Consider the following 17652-nt stretch of genomic DNA (forward strand, 5'->3'; position numbering starts at 1 on the left):
CGACGGTTTCAGCTGCTTTCCTGCCGTTTTGCCAGAGCACCCAATACCTTTGCCAGCGCCTTGTCGTAAAACGGCTGAACCTCCGACAGTATTTCTGCCCCGGCCGTTGAAGGGTGGCCACCCTTGAAGGGCGGGTGCGGGTTGTATTCCATTCTCAGTTGAATCGAGCGGGCCAGGGTTTCACCCCAGACTTCCGCAATAACCGTCAGGCTGAAATCAATGCCGGAGGTAACACCGCCGGCGGTAATCAGGTTGCCATCCACCACCACCCGGCCTTCGGTAAATTCCGCACCGCAGACCTTAAGGGCCCCGGTATAACCCCAGTGGGTCGTTGCCCGCTTTCCCTCGAGCATGCCCGCTGCCCCCAGTATGAAAGCCCCGGTACAGACCGAGGTAATGTAGGTCGCGCCTTGGCAATGTCTGGCCACAAAATCAATCAGTGGCTGGTGATTGATGGCTTCAAACACGCCGGGCCCGCCGGGTATGCAGATCATGTCTGCCGGTGGGCAGTTGTCGAAGCTGAATTCGGGAAGGATGCTGAATCCGCAATCGGTCTGAACGGGTTCGGCGTTTTCAGACACCACGCAAAGCTGCACATCCGGCACGTAGGTCAGCATCTGGGCGGTGCCGGTAAAATCAAGCTGGGTAACGCCGGGAAAGAGGGGGAAAACGATGTTGAATGCCATAGCCGGCAGGCCTCCTGAAGCTGGAAAGTCTGCTCAGTATAGCCGCTGTTTACGGCTGAATATCAGCCGGCAAACCGGTTATAGAAGCCTTCAATGCGGCACAGGGCATTATCCACGGTGCGGGAATAGCCTTTTTTCTCGAAACAGTAGCTGAACTGGATGCTGACGCGGTAACCGGTCTGGAAGGGCTGGCAGGTCACCACCCGGGCGGCCACGCGGGATTCGCGAATGTATTTGCCGTCAAAGTTCAGGTACAGCCGGGCGCCGGGCTCAACGGGGCGCGGGCATAGCACGGCCATGCCATAGCGGTTCATGTCCAGGCAGGTCACCGAGGTTGAATTCTTCCCACGACCAAAAAAGCCACGCTCCTGCAGCTCAACCTTCAGGCAGTTGGCGGCGTAACGGTCTTTTATTCGGCGGTCTACGGAATCACTCGTCATTCGTTGGTATCCATCCATTACTGAGTGTACTTATTGTTGTCCCACTTTCCTGGTGGGGGACACGAAGTCTAGTCGGCAAAGAACTGCCTGAAAAATGACCATTCGCTAAATTGTGACAGGGTTATCACTGATCAAAAAGTCGCCATTAACGCGACACGACGAGCAGAGCTACGCCCGGAGCCTAGGCTCGGGTGCTCAGTAAACGTCCCCGGCGGTCTTCAGTCGGAGCGGGTTTCCGGGTGCGCGGATGCAGAAGGCCCGGGCTGCGACGGCTTGGGCGCTTGCGCCGGTCCGGCCCCTGGAATTCTTTCTGGGCACGGCGGCGATCCGGTTGCAGGCGCCGGTCGTTTGTGGGTTTGCGCGGTGGCGCTGCTGATGCCTCCGCCGCGGGTGTGCGCTGGGTGCCCTGTTTACGGATGGCCTCCATCACGCTGATGCCGTGTGGCTGGTTGCGATAAATATCCATATTCCAGTGTTCCCTGAGTTTTCCTTGCTGCTGTGAATCATGGGTGATTGATCAGAATATCGGCAGATTTGCCGGATTCTTTAGCAAGAGCGCGACAGGGCCCGCCCCAGATTCTACAATGGCCGGCCATTAACGTTTGGTTTTCAATCGCTACAGGACCCCATCTTGAAGTCACTGCCTCTGAACCAGTTATACAAAGTCTGTGTGTTGAAGGACTTGCCGTTCAAAACCACCCGCCAGCTTGAGCCGCTTGCTGAAATCGTGGGCCAGAACCGGGCCCAGTCGGCGGTTCGTTTTGCGCTGGCCATGCCCCACGGCGGTTATAACGTGTATGCGGTGGGTCGTCCCGGCCTCGGCAAAAGCACCATGATGCTGCGCTATCTCAAGCACCACGCCGACCTGGAGCACCAGATCCACGACTGGTGCTACGTGGCCAACTTTGAGGAACCCCGGGTACCCCGGGTGCTGAAGCTGCCAGCGGGTAAGGGCAACGAGCTCAAGCAGGACATGGACAAACTGATGACCCGCCTGATGAAGATGGTGCCTCAGACGTTTGATAGCGACAGCTTCCTGGAGCGGGCCGAGCTGCTGAAAAGCGGCTTTGCCAAGAAGCAGGAAGATGAACTGGAAAAGGTGGCAGCCCAGGCCCGGCGCAAAAAGGTCAGCCTGAACATCACCACACCGGGCGGCTATCGCCTGGTGGCCATGAACGGCGACGAGCCCCATACGGCGGAATCCTTCCAGGCACTGACTGAAGCCCAGCGGGAAAAATTTGAAACCGAGATCAATAAGCTGGAAAAGAAGCTTCGCCAGACGCTGCGCAAGGTCGCCGACTGGGAGCAGGAATACGCGGAAGCTCAGCATGCACTGAACGAAGAGACGCTGGAGAGCATCTCTGGCGACCAGATTGATGAACTGATTGCCAAATATAGCGACCAGGCGGACGTGGTGAGCTACCTCAAGGGTGTGCGTGCCGATCTGTCGGAAAGCCTCGACATCTTCCTGGAGGAAAACGAGGAACAGGCCGCCATCGCCTACGCCTCGCTGGACAAGAAAACCCCGCGCCGTTACCTGGTCAACGTGCTGGTGCACCAGAAAAGCGAGGACGTGCCGGTGGTGGTGGAAGACAATCCCACCTACCACAACCTGTTCGGCTATGTGGAAAACGTTACCTTCAAAGGCACAGTGTTCACGGATTTTTCCCTGATTCGCCCAGGCAGCATTCACCGGGCCAATGGCGGCTACCTGCTGATGGACGCCATCAAGGTGCTGGAGCAGCCTTTCGTGTGGGATGGCCTTAAGCGGGCGCTGCGCTCCCGCTCACTGCAGATCAACTCCCTGGAGCGGGAACTGACGCTGTCCGGCACCATTTCCCTGGAACCGGAAGAAATCCCGCTGGATGTGAAAATCGTGCTGTTTGGCGACCGGGAAACCTGGATGCTGCTGCAGGAATACGATTCCGAGTTCGCCGAGCTGTTCCGGGTGACGGCGGATTTCGAAAACGAAATGATGCGAACCGATGAAAGCCAGGTGCTGTACGCCAAATTCATTGCCAGCCTGGTGAACGAAAAGAAACTGCTGCACTGCAACAATCGTGCGGTGGCGCGGATTATCGAGCACAGCGCGCGCATGGCGGAACACCAGGATCGGCTGTCCTTGCATGCGGCGGACATCGCCAACCTGCTGCGGGAATCCGACTACTGGGCGCGGCAGGCCGGCGCCAAAATGATCAGCAACACACATGTGGATCAGGCGCTGGAAAGTGCCGAATACCGCAGCAGCCGGATACGGGACCATTTCTACGATTCCATCCGCGACGGCACCACGCTGGTATCCACATCCGGCACCTGTGTCGGCCAGGTGAACGGCCTGTCGGTGTTATCGACCGGCGGTTATGAATTCGGGCTGTCCAACCGCATCACCGCCACCTGCTATTATGGAGATGGTGCCGTGATGGATATCGAGCGGGACGTGAAGCTGGGTGGCAACCTGCATTCCAAGGGTGTGATGATTCTCAGCGCCTGGCTGTCGGCCCATTTCGCGGTGACCGACCCCATGCATCTTTCAGCCAGCCTGACCATGGAGCAGAACTACGGTGAAGTGGACGGCGACAGCGCCTCCCTGGCGGAATTGTGCGCCCTGGTGTCGTCCCTGTCCGGGCTGCCGGTACGTCAGGATCTGGCGCTGACCGGCTCGGTAAACCAGTTTGGCGAGGTTCAGCCCATCGGCGGCGTGAACGAAAAGGTTGAGGGATTTTTCGCCACCTGTAAGCTGACGGGAGGGCTGACCGGTTCCCAGGGTGTGATTATCCCTGCCACCAACGTGCAGAACCTGATGCTGAACGACGAAGTGGTTCAGGCGGCGCGCAACAGCCAGTTCTCGGTTTACGCCGTGACCCGGGCCGAAGAAGCCATCACACTGCTTCTTGGTAAACCCGCGGGCAAGGCGGACGAAAAAGGCCGGTATCCGAAACAGAGCGTATTTGGCATGATTCAGCAGCGGCTAGAAAAAATGCGGGAACACGAGCGGCAGGAACATGCACGGGACGATTCCAAGGATCCTTCGATACATTAAAGGGACTCGTCTATTCATTAAGAAATGTATTGGCGTTAACCAACAGGAGAGGCAAAACCCATGGCGGACAGTCAGCAAACAGTTTACGTGGTGGAAGACGACGAAGCAGTGCGGGACTCCCTTGAGCTGCTGCTGAAATCTGATGGCAAATCCGTCAAAACCTACGAAAACGCCAATGCTTTTCTGAAAGACTATTCGGAGTCCATGACGGGCTGTATCGTGCTGGACATCCGCATGCCCGGTATGGACGGCATGGAGCTGCAGAAAAAACTCAATGACCGGCACTCCATCCTGCCCATCATTTTCGTCACCGGCCACGGCGACGTGCCCATGGCAGTGGACGCGATGAAAGAGGGCGCCGTTGATTTTATCCAGAAGCCCTACCGTGAAGAGGCCCTGCTGGAAAAAATCGAGGCGGCGCTGCAACAGGACGAAGAACAGCGCAAGACCCTGGGGGAGAAGCAGGAAATCCTTCGCCGGGTAAAAACCCTGACCCCGCGAGAGCATGAAATCATGGACCGCATGATTGAAGGCCAGGCCAACAAGGTCATCGCCATCGAGCTGGAAATCAGCCAGCGCACGGTGGAAATTCACCGGTCCCGCGTGATGCACAAGATGGGAACCCACTCACTGGCACACCTTGTGCGCATGATCCTGTCAGTAAAGGACCTTATCGACGCGCGTTAAACCCGGCGGCATGATGAACCTATCTACGCAACCGGCAAGGCTTATATGACAGATGCTGTCCAGGAGACAACAGACGTAACGGTTCTGCTTGTTGACGACAACCCCCAGAACCTCAAAGTGCTCTATGAAACCCTGAAAGACAAGGGTTACCGCCTGCTCATTGCCAACGAGGGCGAGAAAGCACTGGAGCTTGCCCATCGCCACACCCCCGAGGTGATCCTGCTGGACATCATGATGCCGGAACTTGACGGCTATCAGGTGTGCCAGCGACTGAAAGCTGATCCGGTAACAGCGGACTGCGCCGTGGTGTTCCTGTCCGCGCTGGATGACGTGGACGCAAAGGTGCGAGGCTTTTCACTGGGCGGTGCCGACTACATCTCCAAGCCTTTCCAGGCGCAGGAAGTGATTGCCCGGGTAAAAACCCACGCGCGGGTAATTCGTCTGGAGCGCGAGCTGCTGGCCCGCAACCGCCAGCTCGAGAATGACCAGGCAAGGATTCTGAACTCCATTAGCGAGGGCATTTACGGCCTGGATAACGAAGGCCGTATCGTGTTTGCCAACCCGGCTGCCGCCATGATTGTGCGCAGTACCGCTGGCGAGCTGATCGGCAAGAACTTTTTCGAATTGCACTTCGGCAAGCCCGACCACAACCTGGAAGATCTGCCCGCCCATGCCACCTGTTGCCAGGGCCTGCCTGAGAACCAGCGGGGCGTGGAGCTGTTCCGCGCCGATGGTACACGCTTCCCCGCGCAATACTGCTCCACCCCCAAATGGGACGGTGACGAGCTTCACGGCGCCGTTGTGGTCTTTCGGGACATCACCACAGAACTGGAAAACGAACAGGCCCTGGAAGAAGCCCGGGACCTGGTTCAGGAACAGCGGGACCAGCTGGCCCATGTGTCCCGCATGACCACCATGGGGGAAATGGCTGCAGGCGTCGCCCACGAGGTCAACCAGCCCCTGACCGCCATCACCAATTACGCCCGGGTGGCCAAGCGTGTGATGTCCAAGGACGAACCGGACCTTACCCTGCTGGCGGAAACCCTGGAAAAGATCGAGGCTCAGTCCCACCGCGCCAGCGAAGTGATTCGCCGTATCCGCCGCTTCATGAAAAAACCCGCCGCCGGCAAGGAAGTGCTGTCGCTGGCCGCGCTGCTGGAAGACACGCGGCAGTTTGCCGAAGTGGATATCCGCAACAACGATGGTGGAGTAGAAGTGACGGTGGCGGACGATGTGCAGGACGTCTACGCCGACCCGGTGCAGGTGCAGCAGGTGGCACTGAACCTGATCCGAAACGCCCTGGAAGCCACACGCAGTGCCGATTCCACCGACCCGGTCAGGGTCAGCGTCACCATGGCAGACAGCCGGTTCGCGCGGGTGGAAGTGACCGATTCCGGCACCGGGCTGTCTGAAGAAAACGAGGCCAAACTGTTTCTGCCGTTTTTCACCACCAAAGACGAAGGCATGGGCATCGGCCTGCCTACCTGTCGCTCACTGATTCAGGCCCAGGGCGGCGAAATTGGCTACCGGCGCCCCGAATTCCGGGGCGCCTGCTTCTACTTTACCTTGCCGGTTGCCGGCGTTGACGTTGAGAGCGTTGATCAGGCTGAAGGCTCTAACCAGGCTGAAGGCTCTAACCAGGCTGAAGGCTCTGCTCAGGCCTGATCAAGCCACTCTACGCGGCCGCTGAGATGCGGCGCGTTGCCCTTGCCATTCAGCAACTGATAATCCAGCCCCGACGTCCGGGCCTGCCAGTTCAGCAGCGCGCTGCCCGGCAGGAAGAGCGGCTTCTTGAAATCACAGTCGATGCTGAAAGCGCCGCCTTTCCAGTCCCGCTGCTGCTCCAGCAGGCTCAGCACCCGGGCCTTGCTCCACATACCGTGGGCTATGGCCCGCGGAAACCCGAACAGTTTTGCGGTAAGCGGATAAAGGTGAATCGGGTTGCGGTCCCCGGACGCCGCGGCATATTTTCGGCCGGTGGATTCCGGCACCGTGATGTCCAGGGTATTGGCGAAGGTCTCCAGTTCCGGCGGTGCCTTGCGGGTTTTACCACTGCTGGCCTCGGGCTGACGGAACAGCGTGGTGCTGCTCTCCTCCCACACCAGGCGACCTGCTGACCGGGCCTCGGTGATCAGGTCAAATTCCACACCTTTGGAGGTCTTTTTGGCCTCGCCCAGACGGACATCCAGATCCAGGGTCTCGCCCTCACCAATAGGGCGATGCTGCACAATGCGGTTGCGCAGGTGCACCAGACCAAGCAGGGGGAAGGGCACGCGGGAATCCGTCAGCACCTTAAGATGCAGGGGAAAAGCCAGCACATGGGGCCAGGTGGCGGGTACTGCGCGGTTCCGCATAAACCCACACACCTTGCGGTACCGCTCCAGATCCGCGCCTCCAGTGGACACACCAATCAGCTGCGCCGACACATCCGGAAGGGTGGTAGAGCCGCCCTTTTGTTTGCCCTTCGGTAGCAGGGCTTTGCTGTACATGGCGAGCAGCCCGGGCGGCCGGTTATGGTATTTTGCGTTATGAGTCATTTTGTTACAGCTCCTGATACACCTGTGCGAGTGTGGCCTGATATGCTCTAATAAGTTCAACGGTCTCACAGTTTGGCAAACCCGGCCAGCGTGAGCATTGACCTGGCCTCACCAGCACTGCGTTATGCCGGCCAAGCCGATTCATCAACAACTATAAAGCGGGAAGCTATGCAGGAACTTCGCGACGCCGGCGTCATGCTGCGCCTGATCTACCGAGCCATGAAAAAGAAGGGCATCGACACCGACGCCATCTTTGCCAGGCTGGGGGTGGACGAGTCCTACGTATACACCGAGCAGTTACGAACACCCCACAGCGCGCAGCTGTATTTCTGGCAGGTCGTTGAGGACGTCTCCGGAGATGAAGACATCGGCCTGCATCTTGGCCAGCTGTTGCCGGCCTACAATGGCCAGGTGCTGGAATATCTTTTCCTCAGCAGCCCCACCTTTGGTGAAGGCCTTCGTCGGGCCCAGAACTACCAGCGCTTGCTCAGCGACGCCGCAAGAACCGACTTTTTCATCGAGGGGGACGAGGCCTGCATGGTGCTTGATGCCGCCTCTGATGAAGTCAGCCGCCTTCAGCATTTCAATGAATGCTTTGTGCAGGGCCTGATTACGTTCTTCAAATCCATCACCGAAGACCGCTTCTACCCCTCACGCATCGAGTTTGAACACCAGCGTTCGCGCGGCGAGGACCACGCCCGCGAAGTCCTGGGCTGTGACGTGGTGTTCGGCGCTGAGGAAAACCGGCTGTATTTCCCCGCCAGCTTCCTTGATCACCCATCCCCCCATGCCGAGCCGGAACTGCTGGACCTGCACGAACGCTTTGCCAGCGAGCAGGTCGCCAGGCTCGAGAAAAAAGACATCGTGGGGCAGGTGGAGCGCATCGTGGCAGAGCTGCTCGACAGCGGTGAAGTCACCCTGGACGCCGTGGCGGAACGTCTGGGCATCAAATCCAGAACCCTGCGTACCCGGCTGACCGAGGCGGAAACCAGCTTTAACCAGGTGCTGGCGGATTTCCGCTACCGCTTGGCGCGCCAGCTTCTGGCCACCACCGATGAATCCATTGACGAGATTGTGTACCTGACCGGCTTTTCCGAGCCCAGTACTTTCTACCGGGCGTTCAAGCGCTGGTCGGGCATGACACCCATTGAATACCGCAAAACCGCACAGGGCAAAGACGCCATGGTTGATGCCATGTAAAGAAGCGGCCAGAACGATTTTTTTGATAAAAATCGTTGACATGGCAGGCCGCCTCTTTATAATGCGCCCTCGTTGTCACCAAGCATTCACACCCTTGAATGCGCCTGAGGTGGCGGCCAACGCGGAGCGGTAGTTCAGCTGGTTAGAATACCGGCCTGTCACGCCGGGGGTCGCGGGTTCGAGTCCCGTCCGCTCCGCCATTTTTCATCTCTTCGAGATTCCCGGGTGGTTAGCTCAGCTGGGAGAGCATCGCCCTTACAAGGCGAGGGTCACTGGTTCGATCCCAGTACCACCCACCATTTTCAGGCTTACTTACCAATCAGCGACTGACCGCACACGCGGACCACGTTGCCGTTTACGCCGTTTGACTCCGGATGGCAGTACCACGCAATTGCCTCTGCCACGTCCACCGGCAAACCACCCTGCGACAGACTGTTCATGCGCCGACCCGCTTCGCGGATCGTCAGCGGCATGGCCGCCGTCATCTGGGTTTCGATAAAGCCGGGGGCAACCGCGTTAATGGTCACGCCTTTCTTTACCTGCTTTGCCATCGCCTCCACGTAACCGATCACGCCGCTCTTGGCTGCGGAATAGTTGGTCTGGCCGAAATTACCGGCAATGCCGCTGATGGACGAGATACACACAATGCGGCCGTTTTCCTTCAGCAGGTCCTGCTTCATCAGCTCTTCGTCGATGTGTTCCTCGGCGGTCAGGTTGACGGCGATGGTCATATCCCAGAAATGCTCCGGCATATTGCCCAGGGTCTTGTCCCGGGTAATACCGGCGTTGTGAATCACCAGGTCCACGCCATCGAAATGCTGCTTGATAAAATCCGCAATCTCGGTAGGGGCGTTTTCGTCAGTGATGTCACAGGCCAGCGCCTTGCCGCCGATGCTGTCGGTGACCTTCTGCAATTCGTGCATGGTCGGCGCAATATCCAGGCCGATCACGGTGGCGCCGTCCCGGGCCAGGGTTTCGGCAATGGAGGCGCCAATACCGCGGGACGCACCGGTCACCAGGGCGACCTTGCCGGACAACGGCCGGGCCGCGTCTACCGGTGGAACCTCGGCGGTTTTGCCCACTTTGGCCACCTGGCCGGATACATAAGCCGAACGGGCTGACAGGAAAAACCGAACGCTGGAATCCAGCGCCTTTTCCCCACCGGGCGCCTGCAACAGCAGATTGGCGGTGGCGCCTTTCTTACCCACTTCCTTGGCCACGCTGCGTACAAAGCCTTCCAGCGCCTGATGGGCTGCGGCTTTTGCCGGCGCCCGGCAGCTCGCCGGGTCCTGCCCAATCACCAGAACCCGCCCATGGGCCGCCAGCTTCTTGATGGTGGGATGGAAGAAGTCGTAAACCGCGCGCAGGTCCTCGGTGCTTTTCATGCCGGTGGCATCGAACACCAGGGCCGAGAAACGCTGTTCGATGTCGTCATCCAGCGACAGCGGTTCAGCCCTGTTGCCCACCTTCGCCGAATCCTTCAGAGTATCTACAGAGATACTGCTGGCGTGGAAGACTTTGGCCGGGCTGGCCTCAAGTGCCAGGCCCAGGTGGCTGACCGCCTTGCTGTCGCCTACCGCGCCGACCAGGACATTGCCCTCGATAAAAGGCTGGTCGCCGCGTTTCCAGCGCTTCAGCGGCACCGGCGAGGGCAGGCCCAGTGACTGGGCGGCGGTTTTGCCAAAAGCGGTATTCACGAACCTGAGATAGACATCAGACATAGCGTTTTCCTTCTGAATTGCGATTAGGGCTTATAGTAAAGAAATGGCCCCGGTTTGAATTGACTCAACCCCCTTTGGCAGATGTCAGCGTTGCCAATGAGCCAGGCCCGGTTAGCGCTAGACTGCAAACCATCGCGTTTACTTTGAAATACAGGACATCATCATGGCACAGGCTCCGAAAAGCACTCAAAAGAAAACTCCCGCGTCCACTGCCAAGCGGACAAAGAGCACACCCAAGTCTGCGACATCCTCTACAGCGCCCTCTCCATCAACCCAGGGCGTTCGGCGGGTCGCGATTATCGGTGGCAACCGCCTTCCCTTTGCCCGCTCAAACACGGCCTACAGCAAGGTCAGCAATCAGGAGCTGCTCACTTCCAGCCTGCGCGGCCTGGTGGACCGTTTCGGGCTACAGGGCCAGCGCATGGGTGAGGTGGTGGCTGGCGCTGTCATCAAGCATTCCCGCGACTTCAACCTGACCCGCGAATGCGTACTCAGCAGCGGCCTGGCCCCGGAAACCCCCGCCTATGACATCCAGCAGGCCTGCGGCACCGGCCTGGAAGCGGCCATACTGGTGGCCAACAAGATTGCCCTGGGCCAGATTGACTGCGGCATCGCCGGCGGCACAGACACCACCTCCGATGCGCCCATCGGCGTCAGCGAAGGCCTGCGGGAGATCCTGCTGGACCTGAACCGTGCCAAGACCGCCGGCGAGCGCCTGAAAGCGATTTCCCGCTTCCGCCCGAAACATCTGGCGCCTTCCATTCCAGAAAACGGCGAACCCAGAACCGGCCTGTCCATGGGCGGCCACTGCCAGATCACCGCCCATGAATGGGATATCCCCAGGGATGAGCAGGACAAACTGGCCTACGAAAGCCATCAGAAACTGGCCGCAGCTTACGATGAAGGCTTCTTCGACGACCTGATGACCCCGCTGGCCGGCCTGACCAAAGACAACATCCTGCGCCCGGACACCACCCTGGAAAAGCTGGCCACCCTCAAGCCCGCCTTTGACCGGGAAAAGGGCACCATGACCGCCGCCAACAGCACCGCGCTGACCGACGGTGCATCCTGCGTGCTGCTGGCCAGCGAAGAATGGGCGAAGGCCAACAATAAGGAAATAAAGGCCTACCTGACCTTCAGCGAAGTGGCCGCCGTAGATTTTGTCGACAAGAAAGAAGGCCTGCTGATGGCCCCGGCCTACGCCGTACCCAGAATGCTGGAGAAAGCCGGCCTGACCCTGCAGGATTTCGACTTCTACGAAATCCACGAAGCCTTCGCGGCGCAGGTGTTGTCTACCCTCAAAGCCTGGGAAGACCCCACCTTTTGCAAAGACCGGCTGGGCCTGGACAAACCCCTGGGCAGCATCGACCGCAACAAGATGAACATCAAAGGCAGCAGCCTGGCCACCGGCCACCCCTTCGCCGCCACCGGTGGAAGAATTCTGGCCACAATGGCCAAAATCCTGGAACAAAACGGCAAGGGCCGCGGTCTAATTTCCATCTGTGCTGCCGGGGGGCAGGGTGTGACTGCGATTGTGGAACGGTAAGGTAAATAGCGGAGCGGTAAGTTTCCGGAAAACCGGAAGTTTTCTGTGGTTTCCTTTGACAAGCACCACCCCGATCCTTATCATGCGCAGCACATTGATGCGGGGTAGAGCAGTCTGGTAGCTCGTCGGGCTCATAACCCGGAGGTCGTTGGTTCGAATCCAGCCCCCGCTACCATTATTGAAAAAAGCCAGTCCAATAGGACTGGCTTTTTGCTTTCTAGCGGGGGCTTTTGAGTCGCCAACTTTTTATGGGCACTTGCGTGCCGCATTGTTGGCGCCGCGAACGCTTGAGCGCGTCCGCTCCCCGCTACCATATTCAGGAAAGGCAGATTGGCGAAAGCTGGTCTGCCTTTTTTGCGTTTGCAAAGGCTAAAACTGCCTGTTTCAGAAGCAGTTGCTATACCAAACTCAACAAATGTTTACGCGAGTGTTCAATCCTTTCTGATACTTTGGCTACATGTAATCCGGTTAGACAGCTATCGAAGATTCTCTAATAAAAATCAAAGGATTTACCCTTCTATGTTCCTGAATCGACTGTCACTTGCGGAAAAAGAAGCCTTTCTCTTTCTTGCCCATCATATTGCTCATGCTGATGAATCGTTCTCTCGGGAAGAGCGAAGAATTATCGATAAATATTGCATGGAAATGCAGATTGATGACGTTGACTATAAACATGAAGAATTCAACTTCACAGAAGTGCTTTCAGCATTTAAGTCAGAAAGCCATCAGAAGATTGTGCTTCTGGAGATTATGGCTCTGATCTTTTCAGATGGACATCTGCACCATTCGGAGCAAAAGACCCTGGACGATATTGTCGCTTTCTTTGAACTGAATCCGAACCTTGCCATTGTCTATAAAGAGTGGGCCAAGAGCATCCTGTCATTGTTTATCCAGGGTGAGGCACTTATTCATTTATGAGCTTCCCTTGTACCGGGTGTGGCCTTTGTTGCCAGCAGTTGGCTGAGGTATCGGCTCTCGGGCATCTGGACCGTGGCGATGGAACCTGTGTCAATTTTAGTACCGCATCGGGCTGCACGGTATACGAAACCAGGCCTTTGGCCTGCCGGATTGATGAGGGCTTCAGGGTGTTTGCCTCAGATCAAATGACACTGGACGACTTCTATCACCTGAACGCCGACGTGTGCAATCAGCTTCAAGAGGCGGCAGGTATGTCGCCGACCTTCAGGGTATTTGTATGAAAAATAAATGGAAAACGGTCCCCGAAATACTGACCAACACCCTTCCAGGTTCAAAATCAAACTTTAAACGACTGGCGATGTTGATGAACAGCGACGACCTTCCAAAGGTCGCTGTTTACGGGAAGTACAACCATGGCAAAAGCAGCTTGTTGAATGCTCTGGTCGGGGAAGAAAAATTCAAAGTCGCTGATAAGCGTGAGACCGTGGACGTCACTGAGTTCGAGGCTAACGGGATTGTCTGGATTGACACTCCAGGGCTGGACGCGGACGTGGATGGCGAAGATGACCGCAAAGCCCACGACGCTGTCCGATCGAAAGCCGACATTCTTTGTCTGGTACACAGTGTCGATGCCGGAGAACTGGATGACAGCGAACTGACGCTGTTCAAATCACTGATGCGCCGGGACAACAATTATCGTCAGAAAACCCTTCTGGTACTCACGAATATTGACAGGAAAAACCAACAGGAGATCGAGCAGACGCTGGAGTTGATAAGACGAGACTTCCCGGATCTAACCATCCTGCAAACTGCCGCAAAGGATTACAACCTGTGGGTGAAGGATGGAAAAAACGCCCTCATCAAGCGAAGCGGTATCTCCGAGGTAAAGAGCTACCTGGAACAGCTGAAAGCCGGGGTTGGTGAGCTCCGCCGGAAAGAGGCGCTCAGGCTGATTCGCAAAGCCCGATTGGAGTTATCAGACCTTATCAAGGATAAAGAAATGGCCATTGCCAGCGCTGAAGACAAACACAAAAAATTCAAGGCGAAGTTCTGGGCGGATGTTGGGGCGGCACGAACCAAGATCCATCAGCGAGCCAAATCACTGGACGCCAGTTAAAGGAGATAACTCATGCCTATACCGTGGTTAATCGGCGGGGCCGTTGTTGCGGCTGCTGCAGCGGTGACAGCAGTCGTTGCGTCAGACAGTGGCAGCTCATCATCAAGTTCCAAGACCAAGTCAGCCGGGGCCAAAACCCGTGAGCAGGATCGTGAGCGCAGCAAAGAAATCGAGCGCGTATCAAAAGCTGAATGTGTGAAATACACCAATAAACTGCTTAAGAATCTTGCCAAAAAGTACCAGGTCGCCGATGAAAAGGCTTTGATTCCTTACCTCATTACTAAAAAGGTAAACGGATCGATCAAGGACATGCTTGAAGGCTTTACTGGCGCGGCCAAAGCTTATGGTCCCAAAACCGGCAAGGATCCCGAATTGCTAGAAAAAAGTGGGTTATACCAGGAGAGTGTTACAAAACTGGCGGAGCTTGATGAAGAGTTGAGCGACCTGGAGGACGCATGGCTGACACTGGAGGATATCGATGCGCAGTTCCGATAATCTGATCACCGCGGTTTCTACATTTGCGGATGATTTTGCACGAATCAGTGATGATGAGGATGCCCTGATCGGGCTACGTAATGACTTCGTGGAGAACGTCGAGGCCGTCACCGGCCAATCTGTCAGGGGCGCAGGAGACAATCCTCTAACAACAGCAGGGGTTGCGATTGATCGCGGATTGACATCAATGATTGCCCGGTGGGCTGAGGATTGGGATGCCACCAAGGTTACGAAAGAATTTTCCGACCACTTTTCCGACAAGATCATTTTTCTGGTGTTTGGAAAAGTAAATGCGGGGAAGAGCGCGTTCGGTAATTTTATTGCGTCGACTTTTCCACCTGACCAGGTTCGTTATTTCTTTCTTCAGGACGGAAGGGTGCAATCCACCAACGAGCCATTCAAGGAAGGCACGGTTGAGACAACCGCAAGAATACAGGGCGTTGAGTTAGGCGGGAAGCTGGTGTTGCTGGATTCACCGGGCCTTCACTCGGTGACAGAGGAGAACGGTGACTTGACCCGGCGGTTCACCGACAGCGCAGACGCTGTGCTCTGGCTGACGCCTTCGCTTTCACCCGGACAGACACTTGAATTGAATGATCTGTCCAGGGAGCTGCAATCGGGTAAGCCATTACTTCCCATCATAACCAGAAGTGATTTCCCCGACGACGATGAGGAGAACGGTGAGATAGTCACTACTCTAGTCAATAAAAGCCGCACTAATCGTCAGGCGCAAGAGGAAGATGTGCTCAAGCGTGCGCAGGCAAAGCTGAAAGGAGAGACAGAGGTTCGTCAACCGATATCCATTTCTGTTTTTGCCTTTCAGAAGTCAGGCAGGCGCGAACAAGATTTCGAAGAAAGCGGTCTGGCGGCAACCTTCGACGCAATGGCTTCTCTGGCAACCGATGCGGCGGTTTACAAGCCACGCAAGGCCCGGCAACAAATCGTCAACTATCTCGATCAGTCGGTACTGGAGACCATTCAAACCACTCTTGTCCCCCAACTGGATGATTTTGAGGCGCTGATTGAGGAAGAGTCAGCATCACTAACCATGCGACGCCAGGAAATTCTAAGCAAGCTTCGACAGGAACTTACAGACCGGGTTACCGACTGGGCTGAAGAGCTGAAGCAGGATAAGGATCGCGGAGCGCTTGCGCAACGGATCAATGAGCTGGTTGTTCAGCGTCTTACTGTGGAGCTTCAACAAACAATCGAGAAATTTGCAGGTGAGGCCCGGCAGATCATCGTCAAAATCGACGAGAAGGACATTGGTGAATTCCAGGACGTTAACATTGAGTATCAGCAGATCACGGGTAAGGCCATGCAGGCGACCGCTTCATCTGCGTTAGCTGTCGCCGGCGGTGCCATTGGCTTTTACTTTGGTGGTCCTTGGGGCTCTGCGCTTGGCGGATATCTCGGCGGTTTGTTGGGAGATGCCGGAGGAAGCCTCCTTGTGGAGACCGAACGGGTCACCGAAACCGTTGGGGTGGATGCGACAAAAGCCGTCGAACAGACGCTGGAGAAACTGGACAGGAAATTGCCGAAGATCATTGATCGAGCCATGGCGCCTTGGGATGAAACACTTGATGAAATGAAAGGCAGGGCAGCTGCAATTCGGAAACAGATCAGAAGTTTCAATAATAATCTGGACCGTGTCAGGAAGGAATTTAGCGATGAAAGCAATTGAACAAGTCGATCGCCAGGCAGAACTGCTTCTGAATATGTCTGGTCCGTATCTGGGCAAGGATCAGGTGCAGGGACTCAGGGACGAGTATGAAGGTAGGCGCTCGGAGTCCCTGCTACAGGTGATGATTTTCGGTAGCTACAATGCAGGGAAAAGCAGTCTGATTAACGTTCTTCTGGGTGAAGAGGTGGCAGAAGTCGGAGATATTCCGAAGACTACAGCGGCTGCTCACTATGAATGGAATAATTGTCGCCTGCTGGATACCCCCGGAGTCAACGCACCGATTGAACATGAACAGGTGACTACGTCTGAGATAGACCGTTCCGAACTGATCCTTTTTGTCATTCGGGAAGGTGATCAGGACGTAAAGGATATTTACGAGCGAATGTTCGATTTACTGGAACGTGATAAGGAGATCTTTATTGTCTTCAATCACCAGCTCCAGGCGGATGAGCTGTCGAATGCCCTGCAACGGCTGAACAATATTATTGCTGATTATGCACAAACCCGTGGCACGGATCTGTCCCGGGTAGCGGAAATTTCGGTGGTTCCTGTCAACGTGAGAACTGCATGGACTGCAAGCCTCAAAGATTCAGAGCGGCTGGCAGAGCACTCCGGCATATACGACTTTGAAGATGCTTTTATGGGTTGGCTGCGCCGTTTTGATAACGAAAAAGGGTACCTGGACAGGCTTAAAAAACATGTAAGTCAGTGCATCGGGGCTCCACTGACTACCGGGATTGAGCAAGAGATGGGCTCGCCTGATAATCAGGAGCTGGAAAGCCTCAAATACGAGCGGGAAGAAACCATACGGCAATTCGACTTGTTGGACGCGCAAGTCGCTAACCATATTCGCGGTGAGGCTGTTGGTCTGAAACCCCGGGTCGCGGGCGCCATGGGCAACGCGTCTTCAAATTTTGATCTGAATGCGGACATGCAGAGCCTGGGGAATGAATTGGCCCAGTCCACAGCAGATTTCCTGAAGCAGCGCACTGACATCATTATCGAAGAGCTTGGATCGATTTCGCCATCGGCTAATTTTGATCTGCCGAATGATAAAGATTCGACATCCAGGATGAGTGAGGCAGCAGAGCGGGCAGTGTTGAACGGCGTTAAAAGCCTTGATCAGGAAGCGATCAAAAAAGGCCTGTTGGCTTTGCGAAAGTTGAAACTACCGGGTGTTAAGGGCAGATGGGAAAAAACCCTTGGCAAATGGGCACAGAAAGCAGGCTGGTTTATTACTGCTGGCGTTTCGATCTACGAAGTCTGGTCGGCTTCATCCGAACAGGACCAGCTCAATAGTGCAGAGCGTAGACAACGGCTGCAAGTGCAGCAGGCTGTTGAAGAGGCTACCCACCTCCTGACAACTGCCGTTCTGACGGAGTCCCGGGAACTCATTCAGAATGCACGTAAACAGACTGTTGAAGAAATAGACGGGCGTATCGGAGCTCTTGTCGAAACCGCCGATCAACTCACCAAAGACTATGAAGCTGCCAGCAGGATTCTGGGAGATCTCGAGGTAATTTATATCTAGTGTCCCGCGACCACGGGCGAGCTGGCGACACCAACTGTCGTGGCGTGGTC

15 protein-coding genes and 3 tRNA genes are annotated in these 17652 nt (G+C 56.2%); 13 read left to right on the forward strand and 5 right to left on the reverse strand.

The genetic code is table 11. The features are described from left to right. Nucleotides 1-8: 8 nt before the first annotated feature. The 3 genes from FPL19_RS11875 to FPL19_RS11885 form a co-directional block, all read right to left on the reverse strand. A complete protein-coding gene (locus tag FPL19_RS11875) occupies nucleotides 9-686 on the reverse strand; it encodes a DJ-1/PfpI family protein (RefSeq protein ID WP_150912777.1) in 678 nt (225 codons plus the stop codon). A 62-nt stretch (nucleotides 687-748) separates the two neighbouring features. After that, nucleotides 749-1126 (reverse strand): PilZ domain-containing protein, encoded by a 378-nt coding sequence (locus FPL19_RS11880; RefSeq protein ID WP_150912778.1) that lies wholly within the window; start codon nucleotides 1124-1126, stop codon nucleotides 749-751. Between the two features lie 181 nt (nucleotides 1127-1307). Next, the gene (locus FPL19_RS11885; protein WP_150912779.1) at nucleotides 1308-1592 is read right to left on the reverse strand and encodes a hypothetical protein; all 285 of its coding nucleotides are present in this window, start codon (nucleotides 1590-1592) and stop codon (nucleotides 1308-1310) included. 165 nt (nucleotides 1593-1757) lie between these two features. Between FPL19_RS11885 and FPL19_RS11890 the strand changes: the two genes are divergently transcribed. Genes FPL19_RS11890 through FPL19_RS11900 form a run of 3 tightly spaced genes read left to right on the forward strand, consistent with a single transcriptional unit; the run spans nucleotide 1758 to nucleotide 6518 of the window. Continuing rightward, a complete protein-coding gene (locus tag FPL19_RS11890; RefSeq protein ID WP_150912780.1) occupies nucleotides 1758-4166 on the forward strand; it encodes a Lon protease family protein in 2409 nt (802 codons plus the stop codon). Nucleotides 4167-4226: 60 nt separating this feature from the next. Then, nucleotides 4227-4853, forward strand: coding sequence for a response regulator FixJ (gene fixJ, locus FPL19_RS11895; protein ID WP_150912781.1), 627 nt, complete (start codon nucleotides 4227-4229; stop codon nucleotides 4851-4853). 45 nt (nucleotides 4854-4898) lie between these two features. Continuing rightward, on the forward strand, nucleotides 4899-6518 hold the full coding sequence (locus FPL19_RS11900) for an ATP-binding response regulator (RefSeq protein ID WP_150912782.1): 1620 nt from the start codon (nucleotides 4899-4901) through the stop codon (nucleotides 6516-6518). On the opposite strand, the gene FPL19_RS11905 is transcribed toward FPL19_RS11900, so the two are convergent. Beyond that, complete coding sequence (locus tag FPL19_RS11905) at nucleotides 6509-7390, reverse strand: MaoC/PaaZ C-terminal domain-containing protein (RefSeq protein ID WP_150912783.1); 882 nt, start codon at nucleotides 7388-7390, stop codon at nucleotides 6509-6511. The genes FPL19_RS11900 and FPL19_RS11905 overlap by 10 nt on opposite strands. 168 nt (nucleotides 7391-7558) lie before the next feature. Here FPL19_RS11905 and FPL19_RS11910 point away from each other — a divergent pair, with 168 nt between their 5' ends. The 3 genes from FPL19_RS11910 (at nucleotide 7559) to FPL19_RS11920 (ending at nucleotide 8889) form a co-directional block, all read left to right on the forward strand. Next, nucleotides 7559-8590, forward strand: a complete 1032-nt coding sequence (locus FPL19_RS11910; RefSeq protein ID WP_150912784.1) for an AraC family transcriptional regulator — start codon at nucleotides 7559-7561, stop codon at nucleotides 8588-8590. 123 nt (nucleotides 8591-8713) lie between these two features. Further along, nucleotides 8714-8790: transfer RNA gene (locus tag FPL19_RS11915), tRNA-Asp, on the forward strand. 23 nt (nucleotides 8791-8813) lie between these two features. Next, a tRNA-Val gene (locus tag FPL19_RS11920) sits at nucleotides 8814-8889 on the forward strand. Between the two features lie 9 nt (nucleotides 8890-8898). Here FPL19_RS11920 and FPL19_RS11925 read toward each other — a convergent pair. Beyond that, nucleotides 8899-10311, reverse strand: a complete 1413-nt coding sequence (locus FPL19_RS11925; protein ID WP_150912785.1) for a 3-oxoacyl-ACP reductase — start codon at nucleotides 10309-10311, stop codon at nucleotides 8899-8901. 163 nt (nucleotides 10312-10474) lie between these two features. On the opposite strand from FPL19_RS11925, the gene FPL19_RS11930 reads away from it, so the two are divergent. From FPL19_RS11930 to FPL19_RS11960, 7 genes are all read left to right on the forward strand, one after another. Continuing rightward, entirely contained in the window at nucleotides 10475-11857 is a 1383-nt protein-coding gene (locus FPL19_RS11930; protein WP_150912786.1) for an acetyl-CoA C-acetyltransferase, read from the forward strand. A gap of 98 nt (nucleotides 11858-11955) precedes the next feature. Then, nucleotides 11956-12032 (forward strand) — tRNA-Met (locus FPL19_RS11935). Nucleotides 12033-12187: 155 nt separating this feature from the next. Further along, complete coding sequence (locus FPL19_RS11940; protein ID WP_225314403.1) at nucleotides 12188-12775, forward strand: tellurite resistance TerB family protein; 588 nt, start codon at nucleotides 12188-12190, stop codon at nucleotides 12773-12775. A 364-nt stretch (nucleotides 12776-13139) separates the two neighbouring features. Further along, nucleotides 13140-13892: a GTPase domain-containing protein gene (locus FPL19_RS11945; RefSeq protein ID WP_191965275.1), complete on the forward strand. Its 753-nt coding sequence runs from the start codon at nucleotides 13140-13142 to the stop codon at nucleotides 13890-13892. A 12-nt stretch (nucleotides 13893-13904) separates the two neighbouring features. Then, complete coding sequence (locus FPL19_RS11950) at nucleotides 13905-14387, forward strand: hypothetical protein (RefSeq protein WP_150912788.1); 483 nt, start codon at nucleotides 13905-13907, stop codon at nucleotides 14385-14387. After that, on the forward strand, nucleotides 14371-16071 hold the full coding sequence (locus FPL19_RS11955) for a P-loop NTPase family protein (protein WP_150912789.1): 1701 nt from the start codon (nucleotides 14371-14373) through the stop codon (nucleotides 16069-16071). Before FPL19_RS11950 ends, FPL19_RS11955 begins: the two co-directional genes overlap by 17 nt. After that, nucleotides 16058-17602 carry a GTPase gene (locus FPL19_RS11960; protein WP_150912790.1) on the forward strand — a complete coding sequence of 515 codons (1545 nt, stop codon included), beginning with the start codon at nucleotides 16058-16060 and terminating at the stop codon, nucleotides 17600-17602. The genes FPL19_RS11955 and FPL19_RS11960 overlap by 14 nt, the downstream gene beginning before the upstream one ends. Nucleotides 17603-17652: the final 50 nt, after the last annotated feature.

The sequence above is a fragment of the Marinobacter halotolerans genome, from assembly GCF_008795985.1.
Classification (GTDB): Bacteria; Pseudomonadota; Gammaproteobacteria; order Pseudomonadales; family Oleiphilaceae; genus Marinobacter; species Marinobacter halotolerans.

Coding starts and splice junctions, on each gene's coding strand:
- FPL19_RS11885 (WP_150912779.1), bottom strand. CDS start 1,592: ATGGATATTTATCGCAACCAGCCACACGGCATCAGCGTGATGGAGGCC.
- FPL19_RS11955 (WP_150912789.1), top strand. CDS start 14,371: ATGCGCAGTTCCGATAATCTGATCACCGCGGTTTCTACATTTGCGGAT.
- FPL19_RS11900 (WP_150912782.1), top strand. CDS start 4,899: ATGACAGATGCTGTCCAGGAGACAACAGACGTAACGGTTCTGCTTGTT.
- fixJ (WP_150912781.1), top strand. CDS start 4,227: ATGGCGGACAGTCAGCAAACAGTTTACGTGGTGGAAGACGACGAAGCA.
- FPL19_RS11875 (WP_150912777.1), bottom strand. CDS start 686: ATGGCATTCAACATCGTTTTCCCCCTCTTTCCCGGCGTTACCCAGCTT.
- FPL19_RS11945 (WP_191965275.1), top strand. CDS start 13,140: ATGAACAGCGACGACCTTCCAAAGGTCGCTGTTTACGGGAAGTACAAC.
- FPL19_RS11950 (WP_150912788.1), top strand. CDS start 13,905: ATGCCTATACCGTGGTTAATCGGCGGGGCCGTTGTTGCGGCTGCTGCA.
- FPL19_RS11905 (WP_150912783.1), bottom strand. CDS start 7,390: ATGACTCATAACGCAAAATACCATAACCGGCCGCCCGGGCTGCTCGCC.
- FPL19_RS11960 (WP_150912790.1), top strand. CDS start 16,058: ATGAAAGCAATTGAACAAGTCGATCGCCAGGCAGAACTGCTTCTGAAT.
- FPL19_RS11880 (WP_150912778.1), bottom strand. CDS start 1,126: ATGACGAGTGATTCCGTAGACCGCCGAATAAAAGACCGTTACGCCGCC.
- FPL19_RS11930 (WP_150912786.1), top strand. CDS start 10,475: ATGGCACAGGCTCCGAAAAGCACTCAAAAGAAAACTCCCGCGTCCACT.
- FPL19_RS11910 (WP_150912784.1), top strand. CDS start 7,559: ATGCAGGAACTTCGCGACGCCGGCGTCATGCTGCGCCTGATCTACCGA.
- FPL19_RS11925 (WP_150912785.1), bottom strand. CDS start 10,311: ATGTCTGATGTCTATCTCAGGTTCGTGAATACCGCTTTTGGCAAAACC.